At 63.7% G+C, this 16,770-nt stretch carries 18 protein-coding genes; 8 read left to right on the top strand and 10 right to left on the bottom strand.

What is annotated here, in order from left to right:
• Positions 1-24: 24 nt before the first annotated feature.
• Positions 25-927, bottom strand: coding sequence for a DMT family transporter (locus HU736_RS19430; RefSeq protein WP_186701052.1), 903 nt, complete (start codon positions 925-927; stop codon positions 25-27).
• Between the two features lie 144 nt (positions 928-1,071).
• On the opposite strand from HU736_RS19430, the gene HU736_RS19425 reads away from it, so the two are divergent.
• Positions 1,072-1,947 carry a helix-turn-helix domain-containing protein gene (locus HU736_RS19425; protein WP_103438528.1) on the top strand — a complete coding sequence of 292 codons (876 nt, stop codon included), beginning with the start codon at positions 1,072-1,074 and terminating at the stop codon, positions 1,945-1,947.
• Here HU736_RS19425 and HU736_RS19420 read toward each other — a convergent pair.
• From HU736_RS19420 to HU736_RS19395, 6 genes are all read right to left on the bottom strand, one after another.
• Entirely contained in the window at positions 1,944-4,346 is a 2,403-nt protein-coding gene (locus HU736_RS19420; protein WP_186701051.1) for a TonB-dependent siderophore receptor, read from the bottom strand. The genes HU736_RS19425 and HU736_RS19420 overlap by 4 nt on opposite strands.
• 116 nt (positions 4,347-4,462) lie before the next feature.
• Positions 4,463-5,449, bottom strand: coding sequence for a FecR family protein (locus HU736_RS19415; protein ID WP_186701050.1), 987 nt, complete (start codon positions 5,447-5,449; stop codon positions 4,463-4,465).
• Entirely contained in the window at positions 5,446-5,997 is a 552-nt protein-coding gene (locus tag HU736_RS19410; RefSeq protein WP_186701049.1) for an RNA polymerase sigma factor, read from the bottom strand. The genes HU736_RS19415 and HU736_RS19410 overlap by 4 nt, the downstream gene beginning before the upstream one ends.
• 4 nt (positions 5,998-6,001) lie before the next feature.
• Positions 6,002-6,328: a DUF3325 domain-containing protein gene (locus HU736_RS19405; RefSeq protein WP_103438531.1), complete on the bottom strand. Its 327-nt coding sequence runs from the start codon at positions 6,326-6,328 to the stop codon at positions 6,002-6,004.
• Entirely contained in the window at positions 6,328-7,905 is a 1,578-nt protein-coding gene (locus tag HU736_RS19400) for a PepSY-associated TM helix domain-containing protein (protein WP_186701048.1), read from the bottom strand. The genes HU736_RS19405 and HU736_RS19400 overlap by 1 nt, the downstream gene beginning before the upstream one ends.
• Positions 7,902-8,207 carry a DUF3649 domain-containing protein gene (locus HU736_RS19395; RefSeq protein ID WP_186701047.1) on the bottom strand — a complete coding sequence of 102 codons (306 nt, stop codon included), beginning with the start codon at positions 8,205-8,207 and terminating at the stop codon, positions 7,902-7,904. The genes HU736_RS19400 and HU736_RS19395 overlap by 4 nt, the downstream gene beginning before the upstream one ends.
• A gap of 169 nt (positions 8,208-8,376) precedes the next feature.
• Here HU736_RS19395 and HU736_RS19390 point away from each other — a divergent pair, with 169 nt between their 5' ends.
• From HU736_RS19390 to HU736_RS19370, 5 genes are all read left to right on the top strand, one after another.
• Positions 8,377-8,871 (top strand): sigma-70 family RNA polymerase sigma factor, encoded by a 495-nt coding sequence (locus HU736_RS19390; protein ID WP_186701046.1) that lies wholly within the window; start codon positions 8,377-8,379, stop codon positions 8,869-8,871.
• Entirely contained in the window at positions 8,868-9,794 is a 927-nt protein-coding gene (locus tag HU736_RS19385) for a FecR domain-containing protein (protein ID WP_186701045.1), read from the top strand. The genes HU736_RS19390 and HU736_RS19385 overlap by 4 nt, the downstream gene beginning before the upstream one ends.
• An 84-nt stretch (positions 9,795-9,878) precedes the next feature.
• Positions 9,879-12,191 (top strand): TonB-dependent Fe(3+) dicitrate receptor FecA, encoded by a 2,313-nt coding sequence (gene fecA, locus HU736_RS19380; RefSeq protein ID WP_186701044.1) that lies wholly within the window; start codon positions 9,879-9,881, stop codon positions 12,189-12,191.
• A gap of 208 nt (positions 12,192-12,399) precedes the next feature.
• Positions 12,400-12,750, top strand: a complete 351-nt coding sequence (locus tag HU736_RS19375; RefSeq protein WP_186701043.1) for an HPF/RaiA family ribosome-associated protein — start codon at positions 12,400-12,402, stop codon at positions 12,748-12,750.
• 154 nt (positions 12,751-12,904) lie between these two features.
• On the top strand, positions 12,905-13,201 hold the full coding sequence (locus HU736_RS19370; RefSeq protein WP_103438537.1) for a DUF3509 domain-containing protein: 297 nt from the start codon (positions 12,905-12,907) through the stop codon (positions 13,199-13,201).
• Between the two features lie 3 nt (positions 13,202-13,204).
• On the opposite strand, the gene HU736_RS19365 is transcribed toward HU736_RS19370, so the two are convergent.
• On the bottom strand, positions 13,205-13,675 hold the full coding sequence (locus HU736_RS19365) for a phosphate-starvation-inducible protein PsiE (RefSeq protein WP_101322077.1): 471 nt from the start codon (positions 13,673-13,675) through the stop codon (positions 13,205-13,207).
• A 242-nt stretch (positions 13,676-13,917) separates the two neighbouring features.
• Here HU736_RS19365 and HU736_RS19360 point away from each other — a divergent pair, with 242 nt between their 5' ends.
• Positions 13,918-14,181: a YebG family protein gene (locus HU736_RS19360; protein ID WP_186701042.1), complete on the top strand. Its 264-nt coding sequence runs from the start codon at positions 13,918-13,920 to the stop codon at positions 14,179-14,181.
• Between the two features lie 6 nt (positions 14,182-14,187).
• Here HU736_RS19360 and HU736_RS19355 read toward each other — a convergent pair whose 3' ends face one another.
• Positions 14,188-15,207, bottom strand: coding sequence for a Glu/Leu/Phe/Val dehydrogenase family protein (locus HU736_RS19355; protein ID WP_103438543.1), 1,020 nt, complete (start codon positions 15,205-15,207; stop codon positions 14,188-14,190).
• 122 nt (positions 15,208-15,329) lie between these two features.
• On the opposite strand from HU736_RS19355, the gene HU736_RS19350 reads away from it, so the two are divergent.
• On the top strand, positions 15,330-16,136 hold the full coding sequence (locus HU736_RS19350; RefSeq protein WP_186701041.1) for a SirB1 family protein: 807 nt from the start codon (positions 15,330-15,332) through the stop codon (positions 16,134-16,136).
• Here the strand turns inward: HU736_RS19350 and maiA are convergent.
• Positions 16,130-16,762: a maleylacetoacetate isomerase gene (gene maiA, locus HU736_RS19345; protein ID WP_103438545.1), complete on the bottom strand. Its 633-nt coding sequence runs from the start codon at positions 16,760-16,762 to the stop codon at positions 16,130-16,132. The two genes, HU736_RS19350 and maiA, sit on opposite strands and share 7 nt — an antisense overlap.
• Positions 16,763-16,770: the final 8 nt, after the last annotated feature.

Below are 16,770 nucleotides of genomic sequence, written 5' to 3'. Positions count from 1 at the left end.
TTTGCAGCCCCAGCGATCTAAAGTTTACGGCGCCACCGCTACAGCTTCGGGCCGCTTGACCTTGGGCTTGCGAAACACCAGCACGTTGCCTGCCATCACCGCCACCAGGCCCAACAGCGCTGGCGTGGTCCATTGATAGCCTTCGGCAAATGCCGACACGTTCAACGCTACCAGCGGGAACAGCACCGTGCTGTATGCGGCCCGCTCCGGGCCTATGCGCCCAACCAGCGTCAGGTAAGCGGTAAAAGCGATCACCGAACCCGGTATCACCAGGTACAGCAGCGAGCCGATGTAACGGCTGTTCCACTCCATGTCGAACGGAATCCCGCGCAGCACGCAGTACATTCCCAGCATCCCGGCACCGTAGAGCATGCCCCAGGCGTTGGTGGTCAATGGCCGCAGCCCGGCTTTCTGCTGCATGCTCGAGAGCATGTTGCCTGCCGAGAAACACAACGTGCCAAGCAAGGCCAGGCCGATGCCGTACAAGGTTTCGCGGCTGGCGCCGTGGCTACTCAGTTCTGGCGAAAACAGCAGCCCCAGCCCGAGCAGCCCCAGTGCGCCGCCGGCCAGCACGTTACTGGCGATGCGCTGGCCGAAGAATATCCGCGCATTCAGCGCATTCCACAGGGTTGCCGTGGAGAACACCACCGCCAGCAGGCCGCTGGCGATCCATTGGCTGGCGGTCAAAAAGCACATGAAGTTGACGCAGAACAGGCACAAGCCCTGCGCCAGGCAGATCAGATGCCCGCGCCGGTTCATCGGTTGCAGGCGACGGGTGAGCATCAGGATGACGAACAGCAGCAACCCGGCCAGGGCAAAGCGGTAGACGATCGATACCGGGATGGCGACCACCCCCAGCTGCAGTTTCAGGGCGATCCAGGTGGTACCCCAGATGAGTACGGTCAGCAGGTACAGCGACAGGTTCATGGCGGGACTCTCTGGCAAGGCATGACGATGCAGGCAGTGTCCGGCTCGGCTGCTCGCGGCGCTTGCACAAACTTGCGCTTTTGCTTCGCCAGCGGCTGCCATCCGCGCGCCAGCGCAGTAGGATGGCAATCAGAGGATTTCACCATGACCCCATTCAGCCAGTTGCAAGTCTTCAACGTCATGCATGCAGCGCCCAACGCACGCCTGGAGCACAGCGTGCAGCTGGCTGACGGCCTGTCGGCGGCGGTGTGGAGCAACCGCGACGACGCCCGCGATTATCAGGCGCCGAGCCACCACACGCTGTCGTGCTACATCAGCGACGGCACCGGCACCTTTCGCCGTCAGCGCCCTTCGGACAAGGGCGCCCCGGACAAGCTGTGCATCATGCCAGCTGGCTCCGAGTCGAACTGGGTAGTCAACGGCTCGATCCGCCTGGCCCACCTGTACATCAGCGAGGAACAGTTCGCCCTCGGCTGCATTCGCCTACTCGACCGTGAACCGCGGGAAATGCAGCTGCGCGAAGCGACCTTCGTCGATGACCGCGAGCAGGCGCAGCGCTTTCGCCAGCTGATCGGCATGGCCTGGGACGAACCCGGCGAACGCCTGCTGGCGAGCAGCCTGGCGCATGCCATCGTCGACCATGCGGTGCTCAGCCAGGCCGGACTGCGCCAGGGCTTACGCCTCAAGGGCGGCCTGGCGCCAAGTGTGCGCCGGCAACTGGCCGAGTACATCGAAGCGCACCTGGACCAGCCGCTCAGCCTCGGCGAGCTGGCGCTGCGCTGCAACCTCTCCGAATACCACTTTGCGCGGATGTTTCGTGCAAGCTTCGGCCTGCCGCCGCATCAATACCTGCTGGCCCGCCGCCTGCAGCGTGCTTGCCAGATGTTGCGTCACGGCCAACAACCCCTGCTGCAGATTGCCCTGCACTGCGGTTTTGCCAGCGCCAGCCACTTCAGCAACCGTTTCCGTCAGGCCTTTGCGGCGACGCCTGGCGAATACCGGGCAGCCTGGCGCGGTTAGAACTCCAGGGTGGTCGACAGGCTGACCTGGCGCGTATCGCCAACAGCAACGAAGTAACGGTTCACTGCCGAGCTGTAATAGACCTTGTCGAACAGGTTCTTCACGTTCAGTTGCAGGCGCACCTTGTGCTCATCAAGTTGGGTTTCGTAGCTGGCGAAGGCATCGGCCACGGTGTAGGCCGGCAGGTCGAAATCATTGGCCGCGTTGCCGGCACGCTCGCCGACATAGCGAGCGCCAGCGCCCAGGCGCAGGCGGTCGCCACCGAACAGGCTGCCGTAGTCATACACCGCCGACAGCGAGCCACTGTTGCGCGCGACGTTCTGCAAACGCTTGCCCTTGAGCTCTGGATCCTTGGTCACTTCGGCGTCGGTGAAGGCATAGCTACCGATCAGGCTCCAGCGCTCGCTGAGCTGACCGCTGAGGTCCATCTCAAGCCCACGCGAGCGAACTTCACCGGCGTTGCTGTAGATGATCGTGCCTGGGTTGCTGTCACCGTCGGCGACCAGCACGTTGCGCTTGGCGATGTCGAACAGAGCAATGTTGCCGGTCAACTGCCCTGGCATGTCCAGCTTGGCGCCCAGCTCCCACGACTTGCCCTCCTCCGGGGCAACACCGCCGTCCAGCGTCAGGGTCTGACCGCCGCCGACGCTCAGCGGCGCGATGGTCGAGTTGGGCTTGAACGACTCGCTGTAGCTGGCATACAGCGACAACTGCTCATCGACCTTGTACACCACGCCGGCATTCGGCACCCAGGTCTGGCCGTTGCTGTCGGTGTTGACGTTGAACGGGCGGCCGCGGCCAGCGTACTGGTCGTACTGCTGGAAGCGCGCGCCGGCCACCAGAATCCAGTTTTCATCGAGGTGCAGCGCGTCCTGCACGAACAGCGAGTCGGTGCGCAGCTTGTCGGTCTGGTCGCTGTCGCTGGCGCGTACGTTGCTGCCTTCCACCTCCTGGCCATACACCGGATTCTGGTAGCTGAAGGTCGAGCGGCTGGTCTGGCGAATCAGGTCGCCGCGAAACACCTTGCGGTCTTCGTGATCAAGGCCGAGCAGCAGGTCATTGCGCAGCCCGGCCAATTCGAGGTTGCCGTTCAGGCTGACGGTGGCGAACTGGTCGCGGCTCATCGCGCCGTGGGTGCCATCGATACTCCGGGTCAAGGTGCCACGTGCCTCGTTGACGCCGGTCACGCGGACCTGGCTGGCATCGTAGGTTTCGCGGTTGAAGCTGTAGCCGGCATGGACCTTCCAGTCGTCGCTGAGCTGGTGGTCCAGCTCGAGCCGGTACAGGTCGCTGCGCCCCTGCATGTCGTTGAACGGCTCATCAAGACGCCGGGTTGCCGGGATATTCAACGGGTGGCCATTGCTGCCGAAGGCGGTACCGCGGTCGAACGGATAGAGAAACTCGCGGTGCTCGTAGGCCAGCACCACTTGCGTATCCTCGCCCAACCAGGCCAGCGACGGCGCGACCATCGACTCGCGGTGCACGCCGTAGTTGCGCCAGTAGTCTTCGTCTTCGTGGTCGATGATCAGCCGGTAGGCCAGCGGCGTGTCGCCCAGCGCGCCGGTACTGTCGAAGCCGCCGCCGCTGCCGTTCTTGCCACTGCCGTAGGTCGAGCCGCGCAGGTTCAAGGCGTTGTACTGCTCCAGTTGCGGGCGCTTGCTGACCACGTTGATCACCCCGCCCGGATCCTGAATCCCGTACAGCAGCGAGGCCGGGCCCTTGAGCACTTCGACCCGCTCGGTGCTGGCATTGAGGCTGCGCCCCTGCACCAGCGGCATGCCGTCGCGCATGATCGAGCCGTCGCGGTTGTCGCCAAAACCGCGTTTCATCACTGTGTCCGAAGTGCCGCCGAAATTGTTGCCCTGGGTGATGCCGCTGACGTTGGCCAGGGCATCGTCCAGGTTACGCGGCGCCTGGTCGCGGATGACCTGGGCCGGGACCACGTTGATGCTGTGGGGGATGTCCTGCACCGCGCCCTGGCCGCGCATGATCGAGGGGTTGGCGGGGGGTTGATAGCTGTACAGGTCGCTTTGCGAATTGACGTTGATCGCCTGCAGGTTGAGCGCGCCGGAAGTATCCACCGGCTCCAGAGTGAGGGTGCGCGCGTCTACGCGCCGCCAGCTCAGGCCGGCATTGCCCAGCAGTTGCTGCAAGGCCTGTTCGGCGCTGAGTGAACCATTCAGGGCCGGAGCCTGCAACTTGGGCAACTCGACGGTATAGACCAGGCTCTGGCCGGTGGTGCGGCTGAAGGCGTTGAGTGCCGCCGGCAACGGCTGGCTGGGCTGGGCGAAGCCGTACAGCTGTGCTTGCGCCGCAGCACTGGCAAGCGGGGCAACGACGGCGCCGGACAGGGTGGCAAGACCCAGCCAGAGGGGAACGCAACGCGAGGAGAACTTCATGGACGCTGACCTGAAAGAGGGTGATCGCATGCGAATGAATCGCTTTTCACTCACTACACGGATGGCGTCGCCGCTTACCTCACAACAATTCGCAATTATTTTTCAGCAGTGCGTAATTATCTGATCAATGTCAGCCGGCCGAGCAGCGTCTGCTGCGAGAAACCCACCACCTTACCCAGCGAATCCAGCGCCAGCAGCGGCTGATTGGCCGGGATGCTGGCACTGACCAAGCGCTGGCCCAGGGTGTCGTCGAGCAGCACGATCCGCCCTGGGTAATAGCGACGCAGGTCTTCCAGCACTTCGGCCAGGGGCACCTGTTGATAACTCAACCAACCCTGACGCCAGGCCAGGCGGCTGTCACTGTCGACGGCTTCGATTTGCCCGGCGCGGCCTGCGGCATAGGTCAGTTGCTGGTTGGCCGTCAGCTCGCGGGCCGACTGACCTGCCGTCGGCGTTACCGCAACGCGCCCGCTGCGCACCGTGACCTGGGCGCCCTCGCCTTGCTCGCGTACTTCGAACTGGGTGCCGAGCACGCGCACTTCACCGCCAGCGGCGTCGACCAGAAAGGGCTGACCGGTGTGGGTCACCTGAAAGAACGCTGCGCCGCGCAAAAGCTGAATTCGCCGCTCACCGTGGTCGAAGTCGACCGCCACCGCGCTGCCCGCATCCAGGGTCATCAGCGAACCATCGGCCAGGGTGATTTGCTGCAACTCAGCACCACTGCGGTAGTCGGCCTGGGCATCCTGCAACCAATGCTGCGGCTGCCAGCCGCCGACGCTGCCCAGCGCCAGCAGCAGGCAGGCGGCGACAGCCAAAGCACCACCACGACGGCCCCAGCGCTTGGGCTGGCGAGCCTGGCGGATAGCGTCCAGGTAAGGCCGCAGACTGGCCTGCTGTTCTTCGGCCAGTTTGGCCGCCGGCAGTTGGCTCAGTTGCCAGACATGCTCTGCGTGCGCATACGCCTCGCGATTGGCTGGGTCGGCCAGCAGCCAGCGTTTGAACGGCGCAGCCTGGGCTTCGCCTGGATTGTGAATGATGCGGGTGAGCCAGTGCAGCGCCGCCTGCTCGGGAGCCGGGCTGCTCGGCTCGGTGTGGCTGGTCATAGGCCGCCTCCTGGCCTGCGCGGCGCGGCAACGCTTGCCTTGCACGCTTCGAGGGCGCGCATCATATGCTTTTCCACAGCGCTCTGGGACAACTGCATGGCCTTGGCGATTTCGCCGTAGGTGCAGCCGTGGACGCGGCTGAGCAGAAATATCTGCCGGCTGCGCTCGGGCAGGCCGCGCAACGCGGCCTCGATCCGCTGCAGATCATGCTCGGCAGCCAGCGCCTGCTCTGGCGCCGGGCTGTCATCGGCAACCGGCAAGCCTTCGACTACTCGGCCACGGCTGCCCTCACTGCGCAGGTGGTCGATCGCCAGGTTGCCGGCGCAGCGCAGCAGGTAGGTATCCAGTGCGTCGACCTTGACCTCGGGCCGGCGCCAGAAGCGCAGGAACAACTCCTGCACCAGGTCCGCCGCCGTAGCCCGGCAGCCCACGCGGCGGCTGACCAGCGCTTCCATACGCCCGCGCTGGGCGAGAAACACCTGGACGAAGCGCGCCCGACCACTGGCGGCGTCGGCGTCTGCCGGGTTACTGGGCGTTGGCTCGTTCAAGCGCTCACACACCCAGCGCAGCCAGCACCGGACCGAGCAGCATGCTGACCAGTGCCAGGCCAAGCAACAGCCGTGGCTGATAAGGCAGGCCGAACACCCACAGGGTCAGCCCGGCCATCACCAGCGCAAACCACTCAACCAGGCCGAAGGCCAGGCCGCGGATGTTGACGGCAAGGATCAGCGACAGCACCAGCAGCGCCCAGCCTGCCCAACGCAGGGCAGGTAATTGCCCAGGCTTGGGTTTGCGCTTGAGCAGCTCACCGAAGTGCTTTTCCATAGCCAGACACAGGGCCACCAGCCCGGCGAAAGTGATCAGGGCAACGCTCAGCATCAGTTCACCTCGGCCGTGGTCGAGGCGGCTTTGGCAGCACGCGGTGCGCGCTTGGCCTGCACGTTGGGCGTGCGCAGCATCTTGCCAGCGGCCCAGGCGAGGAACAGCCCGGTGCCCAGCGCGGTAAGGTCAAAGCCGGCCATGGCCCAGTCGCCACGGGCGATCGACTGATCAAGGCCGTGGCCGGTGACCAGCGCGTTGAGCAGCGGCAGCCCGGCAAACGCCAGCGCCCCCAGCGCCAATTGCTCGCCCCAGGCCTTGCGCCCCGGCCGCAGCAGCGCGTGCAGCGGCGACAGCGCCCAGGCCAGGAAGAACACGTTGATTTCCCAATCAGCCCGCCCCTGCATGCCGACAGGCAGCAACCGATTGGCCCAGAAGAACCCTGCCACGCCGAGCAACAGCCCACTCATGCTGGCGATATTGAGCACTTCGACCAGGCGCAGCTCAAACGGCAAGCGGCCACTTTTGGCGTGCTTGAGCTGGCGCTTGCCCAGCCACATCACCAGGCCGGTGCCGATCACCGCAGTACCCGCCACGCCAAACACAAAGTACAACCAGCGCAGCCACGGCCCGGCAAAGTTGCCCATGTGCAGGCCGGCGATGGTGAACGAGGTCATCATCGCCGCGCTTTCCGGCTCGCCCTGGCTGAGCAGCGCGCCGCTGACTCCATCGAAGGTCCAGTTGGCGCTGCGCTGATAGGCGACGTGATCGGCGGCGGCCTGGGTCACGGTCACCTGGGCATTGCTGTCGCCGGGGTTGGCTATCTGCAAGTAGCCGATACGGGCGCCGGGCACGATGGTCTGCACCTTGGCATACAGCGCCGGCAGATCGGTCAGCGGCGCTGCCACGCCGGCGGCCTTGGGCGCGTCGTCACGGCCGAACAGCTCGCTGAAGTAACTGTCGGAGTCGCCCTTGTACGCCGCCATGATGCTCGCCGGCATGACCATGTACATGAACAGCAGCAGGCTGCTGTAGCTGATCATCAGGTGAAACGGCAGCACCAGCACGCCGATCGCGTTGTGGCCGTCCAGCCACGAGCGCTGGCCCTTGCCGGGGCGGAAAGTGAAGAATTCCTTGAAGATCTTTTTGTGGGTGATGATCCCCGTGACCAGCCCCAGCAGCATGATCAGCGCGCAGAAAGTCGCCAGCCAGCGGCCCCACGGGTGCGGCATCTGCAACTGGAAGTGGAAGCGGTAGAAGAAGTCGCCACCGCGGCTGTCGCGCACCTCTACCCGCTCACCGCTGCGCGCGTCCAGCTCATGGCTGATGAAACCGCGCCGCCCGGTGGCGTTGGGGTCGCGCCAGCTGACGCTGAGGGCAGGCTCGCGGTCGCTGGGCAGGCGGATGAACCAGCTGCCGGCAGTGGCGGCGTTGCTCTGCAGATACCGCTTGGCGAGGCCAAGGCTGGCAGCCGGGTCGAGCTGATGGCGCTGTACCTCGGGCTGGCTCCAATGGGTGATCTCGTCCTTGAAGTACGACAGCGTGCCGGTCAGGAAAATCGCGAACAACAGCCAGCCAAACAGCAGCCCAGTCCAGGTGTGCAGCCAGGCCATGGCCTGGCGAAAGCCCTCTTTCATGGGTTCTTCATCCAGTAAGCCAGCCCATTGATCAGCGCCAGCGCAAGGCTTGGCAGCAGTACACCTAGCCAGGCGCGGGTGGCCGTGCGGCAGGCGAAGCACCAGATGAACGCCAGCAGGTAAAACACGAACGACAGCATCATCCCGGTCAAGGTCGCGTCGACCGGGGTCATTGGCACCAGCAAGGTGATGCAGACGCTGGCCATCGACGCCAGCAGATAGCCGCCAAGCAATGCCGCCAGGCAGCGCGAGGCCACAGCCAGTCGATAGCTCAGGAGAATCCCGCCAGCTTTGCGCTTCATGACAAGGTCCGCTAATTGAAGCCACCAATAATAATGATTTCAATTCTCATAAGCAAAGCTCGGCTGCGGCTTCTATCGGTTTTTTGAGGATTGCCGACATGCTGCTAGGAAATTACAATGCGAACCATTCTTACTAGCACTCGCGCCGATCAGCGCCGGAGTCATTACGGTGTCCAGCGCCCTTTCTGCAACCATCGAAGGCCTCTATCACGAGCATCACAGCTGGCTCACCAGCTGGTTGCGGCGTCGTTTGGGCTGCCCGCACAGCGCTGCCGATCTGGCCCAGGACACCTACCTGCGCCTGCTCCAGGCCCGCGAGGCGCCGCAACTGCTCGAGCCGCGGGCGTTTCTCGCCACCGTGGCCAAGCGGGTGCTGTGCAATCACTTCCGCCGCCAGGAGCTGGAACGCGCCTACCACGAAGCTTTGGCGCAGGTGCCCGAGCAGTTCGCCCCGTGCGAAGAGCAGAAGGCGATCATCTTCGAGACCCTGCTGGAGCTGGACCGCTTGCTCGACGGCTTGTCGCCGCTGGTCAAGCGCGCCTTCCTGCTGGCCCAGGTCGATGGCCTCGGGCAAAGCGAAATCGCCCGTGAACTGGGTATCTCGCTGGCCACGGTGAAGCGTTATCTGAGCAAGGCAGCCCTGCGCTGCTACTTCGCCCTGTGAACAGCAGCTTTGGCGCCGAGGTCGCCGAGCAGGCGGTGCACTGGCTGATCGAATCCCAGGGCGATGATTTCGACGCGCGCCAGCAGCATGCGCTGCAGCGCTGGCTGGAGGCTGACGGCGAGCACCAGCGCGCCTGGGCGCATATCCAGCAGGTCAACCAGCGCTTGCGTGGGGTGGCCTCGCCCGTTGTGCATGCGACCTTGCAGGCGCCGCCATCGCCTGCCCGGCGGCGTGCGCTCAAGGCTTTGCTGCTGGGCGTAGCAAGCGCCAGCGGGCTCGCTGTGCAGCAACATAGCCCCGTGCCGGGGCTGCTGGCCGACTACCGCAGCCCGGTCGGCCAGCGCCGGCGGCTGAGCCTTGAGGACGGCAGCCAGCTGCAACTCAACACCGGCAGCGCCGCCGATGTGCGTTTCGACAGCCAGCAGCGGCTGCTGCGGTTGGTCGAGGGCGAGCTGCAAGTTGAGGTGGTCAACGATAGCCGGCCGCTGCTGCTGCGCAGCGCCGAAGGCGTGCTGCGGCTGGAACCGGGGCGCTTCAACCTGCGTCAGTTCAGCGGCTTCAGCCAAGTGGCGGTGTACAGCGGCCGCGCCAGTCTCGACGGGCAGTCATTGCTGGCGGGCCAGCAGGCAGATTTTGCCAACGCTGGCTGGCAGGGTATTGCGCCGTTGCAGGCAGATCGCGGTGCCTGGGTCGACGGCATGCTGGTGGCCGCGCAAATGCGCCTGGCGGACTTTCTCGACGAGCTCAGCCGCTACCGCCACGGCCGCTTGAGCTGCAGCGAGCAAGTCGCCAACCTGCGTATTTCCGGCTCTTATCCGCTGGATGACAGCGAGCGGATCCTGCAGATGCTCGAAGTCGCACTGCCGGTCAGCGTGCGTCGTTTCACCCGCTATTGGGTCACGTTCGAGCGCCGCGTTGGCTAGTCAGCAAGTATTTTTCAAATAACCTGAGCCATTTCTGCAAGCTCGCGTGACAGACAAGGCAGACCCCCTCTCAAGGACCCGCTCATGCTGTTGCGTCCCAGCTCCCTCGCCCTGTTGCTTGCCTCCACCTTCAGCCTCGCCGCGCCTGCCGTGCTGGCCGCCGAGTACCACATCGCCGCCGGCTCGCTGGAGCAGGCGCTGAACCAGTTTGGCCGCGAAAGTGGTGCGTTGATTTCGTATGGCTCGCAGCTCACCCAAGGCTTGCAGAGCCCGGGCCTGCAAGGCGAGTACGCGCTTGATCAGGGCCTGGAGGCACTGCTGCGCGGCAGCGGTCTGCAGGCTCGCCAGGAAGGTGCCAATGCCTTCAGCCTACAGCCTGTCGCGGCACCTGCAGCCAGCGCGCCGATCGAGCTGGGCGCGTCCACCGTGGTCGGTGACTGGCTGGCCGAAGCGCAGGCCGACAATGTCTTCGACCACCCCGGCGCACGTGACGTGATCCGCCGCGAGCAGTTCGAACGCAGCGGCGCCAGCAGCCCGCGTGAAGTGCTCAACCGCATCCCAGGGGTGAATGCGCCGGACACCAGCGGCACCGGCGGCCACGACCTGGCGCTGAACTTCGGCATCCGCGGCCTCAACCCGCGCCTGGCCTCGCGCTCGACCGTGTTGATGGACGGTATCCCGGTGCCGTTCGCGCCGTATGGCCAGCCGCAGTTGTCGCTGGCCCCGCTGAGCCTGGGCAACATGGACGCGGTAGACGTGGTGCGCGGCGGCGGTGCGGTGCGCTATGGGCCGCAGAACGTCGGCGGCATCGTCAACTTCGTGACCCGGGCGATCCCCGAAGAAGCCACGTTCAAGGCGGCCATGCACAACCAGCTGACGCCGTCATCCAGCCACGATGGCATCAAGAACAGCGCCAACCTGCTGGTCGGCGGCACCAACGCCAATGGCCTGGGCGGCGCCTTGCTGTATTCCGGCAGCCGCGGCGGCGACTGGCGTGAGCACAGCGATACGCAGATCGACGATTTGATGCTCAAGGGCAAGCTGCAGCTCGATGAGGCCAACAGCCTGCACGCCATGGCGCAATACTATGAAGGTGAAGCCGAGATGCCCGGCGGCTTGAGCCAGGCAGCCTACGACGCCGATCCATATCAGTCGACCCGACTCAAGGACAAATTCTGGGGCCGGCGCACGCTGGTCAACGTCGGTTACGACTACAAGCAGGATGATCGCCAGGTCAGCGTCAACAGCTTCTTCACCAAGACCCTGCGCAGCGGCTATTTGGACCAGGGCAACTTCGTCTCGCTGTCGCCACGCGAATACTGGGTACGCGGCATCGAAACGCGCTTCTCGCAAGGCCTCGCCCTGGGTGACAGCTGGCATGAAGTCGGCGTGGGCTACCGTTACATCAACGAAGCCGGCCACGAGTTGCGCTACCAGGCACCGGTCAATGGCGACCTGCCGAACAGCAGCAGCTTCCTCGGTCGCGACACCCGTGGCAGCACCGAAGCGCATGCGATCTACCTGGACGACCGTATCGATATCGGCCGCTGGACCATCACCCCGGGCGTGCGCTACGAGATGATCGACTCCGAGCAGAGCAACAAGATCAGCGGCCAGCGCTTCCAGGGCAGCTACAACACCGCCCTGCCCGCCCTGAACGTGCTGTACCACCTGACCGACAGCTGGAATCTGTATGCCAACACCGAAGGCTCATTCGGCAGCGTGCAGTACAGCCAGATGCCAAATCGCGTCACCAGCGGCGAAGTGAAACCGGAAAAAGCCCGCACCTGGGAAGTCGGCACGCGCTACGACAATGGCGACCTGCAGGCGGAGATCGGCGCATTCTTGATCAATTTCGACAACCAATATGAAAGCAACCAGAGCAACGACGCGGTCATCGCACGCGGCGAAACGCGCCACCAGGGCATCGAGACCAACCTGCGTTACGCGCTCGATGGTTTGAGCCCGGTATTAAGCGGCTTCGATGTGCACCTTGGCTACGCGTTCGTCGATGCGACCATCCGTGAAGACGGCGCCAACAAGGGCAATCAGGTGCCGTTCTCGTCTCGCCACAAGGGCACCCTCGGCCTGGGTTATACCGATGGGCCGTGGCAGCTGAACCTGGACAGCAGTTTCCAGAGCAGCCAGTTCGCCGACAACGCCAACACTCGCGAGGAAAGCGCCAATGGCGCCAATGGCCGCATCCCCGGCTACATGCTGGTAAGCACCCGCGCGGGCTACGACTTTGGCCCGCAGCTATCGAACCTGAAGCTCGCTATTGGGGTGAAGAACCTGTTCAACCGCGAGTACTACACGCGCTCGTTCGACGATAACAATCGCGGCAAATATGTCGGTGAGCCACGCACGTTGTACGTTCAGACCTCGGTCGAATTCTGACGGGGTGAGGGGCGCATCGGCGCCCCAAGCCGAACATGCTGCGCTCGGCTGCGCTCATCCAGGTGATTTAATTCAAAAAATTTATATTTGAAAAGGGCTTGAAATCGCTGCGCGGATGCCTGACCTTACAGTCAAGAGGCGATAATTTTTCCACAGGCCTCAATGGCCTGGGCGACTCTTGCGAGCAAGCTGAATAAGGATTGAAGTCATGCAAATCCAAGTCAACAGCAGCAACCAGATCGACGGCAGCATCCGGCTTGAAGAGTGGGTCCGTAGTACTCTTGAGAGCAGTCTTGAACGTTACGAGGACGACCTCACCCGCATCGAGGTGCACCTGCGCGACGACAACGGCGCCAAGCCCGGACCGCATGACAAACGTTGCCAGATGGAGGCTCGCCCCAAAGGCCATCAACCGATTTCTGTAAGCCACACGGCCACTTCGCTGGAGCAGGCTGTCGAGGGCGCCACGACCAAACTCGACCACGCGCTGGATCACCTGTTCGGCAAACTGCGCAGCAAGCGTGTAATGCTGGAAGTGAATGAAGAAATCGAGGAGTGATGACAGCGCTGTTCAGTTAGTCGCACAAGGGCCGCTTCGCGGCCCTTTCTGATTCAACCAACTCACCACAAAGCCACGCCGATCAGCGGCTGTGAACCATCTGCGCGAATACCCGGTCAACTTTTCCATCCAGTTAACCTGTAGATCCGCGACCATGCACAATCCATTCGATCAGATCAGCAATGCCTTCTCCCCGCGTTATCGGGTCAACCTGAGCATCGCCCGCCTCGACGGCAGCATCATGCTGACCCTGTCCGACGACAGCGGCGCCGTGGCCAAGCGTTTGATCAGCCAGGCCCAACGCAACGATCCGGTACGCTTGCAGCGGGTCATCGACAGCATCCGCCTTGGGCTGGCCATCGAACAAGGCGAAAACCCGCTGCAGGTACTCGCCGCCCTCACCCGCGACCCTGGCCAGCAACGTCACGCCGCCAGCCAGCTCGCCAACTGAGCGCTAGCGGCCTTCGTCGACTTCCTTGCCGTGAGCGTCCAGCGCCCGGCTTGAGGGATAGCGGTACGATGCATAGCGCACCACCAGAATCGCGAAGGCCAACAGCAAGATGCCGCCGCACAAGTACAGCAGGCCAACGTCCGGCGCCTTGTGATGGGACACATCGCCGATCAGCAGGCGCGTCAGGGCCGTGATTGCCACGTACAGCAGGAAGCGGATCGGCATGTGGTTGGTCTTGAAATAGATCCCGACCATCGCCCCCAGCTCCAGGTAGATGAATAGCAGCAGAATGTCATCGACGCTGACCCCGCCCTTGCTGAGCATGTCCAGAAACGCCTCGACCGCCGCCCACGCGGTAATCCCGCCGATACCGAACAACGCCAGGTAGTGAAACCCCTCGACGCACAGGTTGCCCAGCGAGTCGGCAGAGCCGTGCAGGCCCTTGCGCATTTTTTCTGCCCATTTGATGTTCACGATGCTCGATTCCCCGATACGACTGAAGGATGGTGCGCCACCTGTGTGACGCTTGTGCCATGCAGTTAAAAGGCCAGACACGAGGGTTGGAAGGCGACCGATTGCCGCAAGGCACCTATGAGCTACGCTTTCGTGCAGATAAATGGCCACTATCGGGTTGCGCTGGGGTGGCCTATGCGAGTACTGTACACCCATACAGTAAATTATTTGCATAACCCGCTATAAAGGCACAGAGGTGATGAATGGCCGTCGAAGTGGTATACCGCAGCAGTCGCGACCCGGAGCAGTTGTTCATGGATAAAGCCGAAGCGGATCGTCACGACAAGATGCTCGAGCTGGCCGAGCGCCTGGCTGATGTGCTGCAAAAAGCGGTGCCGTCGCTGACCGAACAACAAGTCGAGGAAGCCGGCATTTACATGGCGAAGAATCGCGATGTGTTCGCCCGAGCGTTCAAGAGCCAGCCCGATGCCTTGGCCGAGCTGCTTGAGGGCAGCGCTGCAGAATAACTGCCGTCAGCCATACAGCAAGCGCTCCGCCAGCATCTGCGCCACCCGCGCTGGCGAGCGTTTTTCCGCCTGGGCATGGCCGAACACTTCGGTGAGGCGTGACGGAATTCGGGACAGATGCGCGGTAATGGTGCTGAGGCTCTCGCCACGGTGGGTCAGTGCCACGTAGATCAAGCCACCGGCATTGATGACGTAATCCGGCGCATAGAGTATCCCGCGCTTTTCCAGATGATCGGCCACCTGCAGGGTCGTCAGCTGGTTGTTGGCAGACCCCGCCACGGCAGCGCAGCGTAATTGCGTGACGCTTTGGCCACTGAGTACCTGGCCCACACCACAAGGTGCGAAGATGTCGCACGGGGTGCTGACCAGCGCATCATTGGTCACTGGTTGGGCATTGAATTGCTCTACCGCCAAACGTACCTTGCCCGCGTCAAGATCGCTGACCAACAGTTCCGCGCCCGCCGCGTGCAGTTGCTCGGCCAACGCGAAGCCGACGTTACCCAAGCCCTGTACAGCAATCCGCAAGCCCTCCAGATTATCGGTGCCCAGCCGTGCCATTGCTGTGGCCCGGATGCCAGCGAACACCCCGATGGCAGCATGTGCCGAGGGGTCTCCCGAAGCGGTGGTACTGGTGACGTGAGAAGTGCTCTGGGCAATGCAGTCCATGTCCAGGGTTGAGGTGCCACTGTCGACGGCAGTGATGAAGCGCCCATTCAAGCTGTCGAGCGCGCGGCCAAACGCCTCGAATAGTGCTGCGCGGTTTTCCACATGGGCCCCGCGCATGATCACGGCATTGCCACCGCCCTGTGCCAGGCCTGCCAGTGCAGCCTTGTAGCTCATGCCCTGAGCCAGGCGAATGGCGTCGGTGACGGCGCTTTCGTCGTCGGCATAGGCCAGGTAGCGACAGCCGCCCATGGCGGGGCCCAACTGCTCGTTGTGGATCGCCACCACGGCTCTAAGGCCGCTGGGTGGATCAACGAACAGGTGCAGTGACTGCGTGCGGGTGCTTTGCATGAGCGCGAACATCGACCGCCTCCAGCGAGGTGCTCCTGACAGTATAGGCAGCGCGATGCACAGCGCGGGCTGGTCGGACCACTGGACGAACCGCGCTGTCAGAGCTAATACTCAAGCGTGTCGGGGAGAGTCTGATGAACCCACGTAAAGCCTGCCTGGCGTGCCTGGAACGCGCGCCCGTCGACCTGCTGGAAGCAACCTTGTGGGTTGCCGCCGAGCACGATCCCAGTGTCGTGCCCGCCCACGCCCTCGCCCAGGTGCGTGAGCTGCACCAGCAAATCAATGCCAGCCTGCCGATGTTGCCACTCAGTGAGCTCGCCCAGCCGCTGTTGCGCCAGCTCAACACGCTGGGCTTCCAGCAAGACGAAATGCTGCCACTGCGTGCCCACGCGGCACTGATGGACAAAGTGTTGCAGCGCCGCCGTGGCCAGCCGCTGGCGCTGGCAATCCTCGCCCTGGAATTGGCCCGGAGTTTGTCGATCCCGCTGGAAGGGGTCAACTTCCCAGGCCATTTTCTGCTGCGCGTGCCTGGCGCGGATCACCTGCTCGACCCGTGCGGCGGTCGCCGTCTGTACCCGGCTGAGTGCCGCCAGCTACTGGCCCGTCAGTTCGGCCCACAGGTAGCGTTGACGGCTGAACACATGCAGGTGGCCAGCCCGTTGCAGATGCTGCAGCGGCTGTCACGCAACCTGCGCCAGCTGCATATCAGCAACGACAATGACCTCGCCGCATTGATCGACGCCGAACGGGTCATGCAGCTGGGGCCGGTGCTGGTCAGCGATTATCTGGCGCGCGCCACGCTGTACCAGCGCCTGGATTGCCCGCAGGCCGAGCGCTTTGACCTGGAACGGGCATTGCTGCTCAGCGAAGACCCGGCGCAGCGCTTGAAGCTGAGCGAACGTCTTGGCCACCTACCCGCCAGCAGCCCATCGATTCACTGAAGCGGGGTATCAGGCTGACGTGATGGATGCGCCTGGATAAACGCCGGATGCTGCGCAGCCAGCGCTGCCACCCGGTTGATCCGCGGGTAGCGGCTCAGATCGACACTGAACCGCTCGGCCGCATACAGTTGTGGCAGCAGATAGGCATCAGCCAAACCCGGCGCCAGACCAAAGCAGAAGCCCTGATCATCGATCAACTGCTCCACCGCTGCCAGACCCTGGCCAATCCATTGGGCAATCCATTGATTGACCTGCGCCTCGTCCAGCCCCAGCTGACGCAACTGATTGAGTACGCTGACGTTGTGCAGCGGGTGCACATCGCAGCCGATGATCGCAGCGACGCCCCGTACCTTCGCCCGCGCCTCAGCCTCGGCAGGCAATAGCGGCGGCTGTGGATAAAGCTCCTCCAGGTACTCGATGATCGCCGCCGATTGCACCAGCATACTACCGCTGTCACAGCCCAGCGCGGGCACCCTGCCCTGCGGATTGAGCGCCAGGTAGACATCGCTGCGCTGCTCGCCCTTGAGCAGGTTGACCGGCACGTTGTCGAACGCGAGGCCCTTTAACGCCAGGGCAATCCGAACCCGATAGGACGAGGTCGAACGGTAATAGCCGAACAGCTGCATGGCCAGCC

It is taken from the genome of Pseudomonas shirazensis (assembly GCF_014268785.2).
Lineage (GTDB): Bacteria > Pseudomonadota > Gammaproteobacteria > Pseudomonadales > Pseudomonadaceae > Aquipseudomonas > Aquipseudomonas shirazensis.
The sequence above is the reverse complement of the archived record's forward strand: the minus strand, read 5'-3'. Positions and strand labels throughout refer to the sequence as shown.

What these genes read in the sequence shown, in the direction of transcription:
- HU736_RS19430 (WP_186701052.1), bottom strand. Translation starts at nt 927, where the DNA reads ATGAACCTGTCGCTGTACCTGCTGACCGTACTCATCTGGGGTACCACC.
- HU736_RS19425 (WP_103438528.1), top strand. Translation starts at nt 1,072, where the DNA reads ATGACCCCATTCAGCCAGTTGCAAGTCTTCAACGTCATGCATGCAGCG.
- HU736_RS19420 (WP_186701051.1), bottom strand. Translation starts at nt 4,346, where the DNA reads ATGAAGTTCTCCTCGCGTTGCGTTCCCCTCTGGCTGGGTCTTGCCACC.
- HU736_RS19415 (WP_186701050.1), bottom strand. Translation starts at nt 5,449, where the DNA reads ATGACCAGCCACACCGAGCCGAGCAGCCCGGCTCCCGAGCAGGCGGCG.
- HU736_RS19405 (WP_103438531.1), bottom strand. Translation starts at nt 6,328, where the DNA reads ATGCTGAGCGTTGCCCTGATCACTTTCGCCGGGCTGGTGGCCCTGTGT.
- HU736_RS19400 (WP_186701048.1), bottom strand. Translation starts at nt 7,905, where the DNA reads ATGAAAGAGGGCTTTCGCCAGGCCATGGCCTGGCTGCACACCTGGACT.
- HU736_RS19395 (WP_186701047.1), bottom strand. Translation starts at nt 8,207, where the DNA reads ATGAAGCGCAAAGCTGGCGGGATTCTCCTGAGCTATCGACTGGCTGTG.
- fecA (WP_186701044.1), top strand. Translation starts at nt 9,879, where the DNA reads ATGCTGTTGCGTCCCAGCTCCCTCGCCCTGTTGCTTGCCTCCACCTTC.
- HU736_RS19375 (WP_186701043.1), top strand. Translation starts at nt 12,400, where the DNA reads ATGCAAATCCAAGTCAACAGCAGCAACCAGATCGACGGCAGCATCCGG.
- HU736_RS19370 (WP_103438537.1), top strand. Translation starts at nt 12,905, where the DNA reads ATGCACAATCCATTCGATCAGATCAGCAATGCCTTCTCCCCGCGTTAT.
- HU736_RS19360 (WP_186701042.1), top strand. Translation starts at nt 13,918, where the DNA reads ATGGCCGTCGAAGTGGTATACCGCAGCAGTCGCGACCCGGAGCAGTTG.
- HU736_RS19355 (WP_103438543.1), bottom strand. Translation starts at nt 15,207, where the DNA reads ATGTTCGCGCTCATGCAAAGCACCCGCACGCAGTCACTGCACCTGTTC.
- HU736_RS19350 (WP_186701041.1), top strand. Translation starts at nt 15,330, where the DNA reads ATGAACCCACGTAAAGCCTGCCTGGCGTGCCTGGAACGCGCGCCCGTC.
- maiA (WP_103438545.1), bottom strand. Translation starts at nt 16,762, where the DNA reads ATGCAGCTGTTCGGCTATTACCGTTCGACCTCGTCCTATCGGGTTCGG.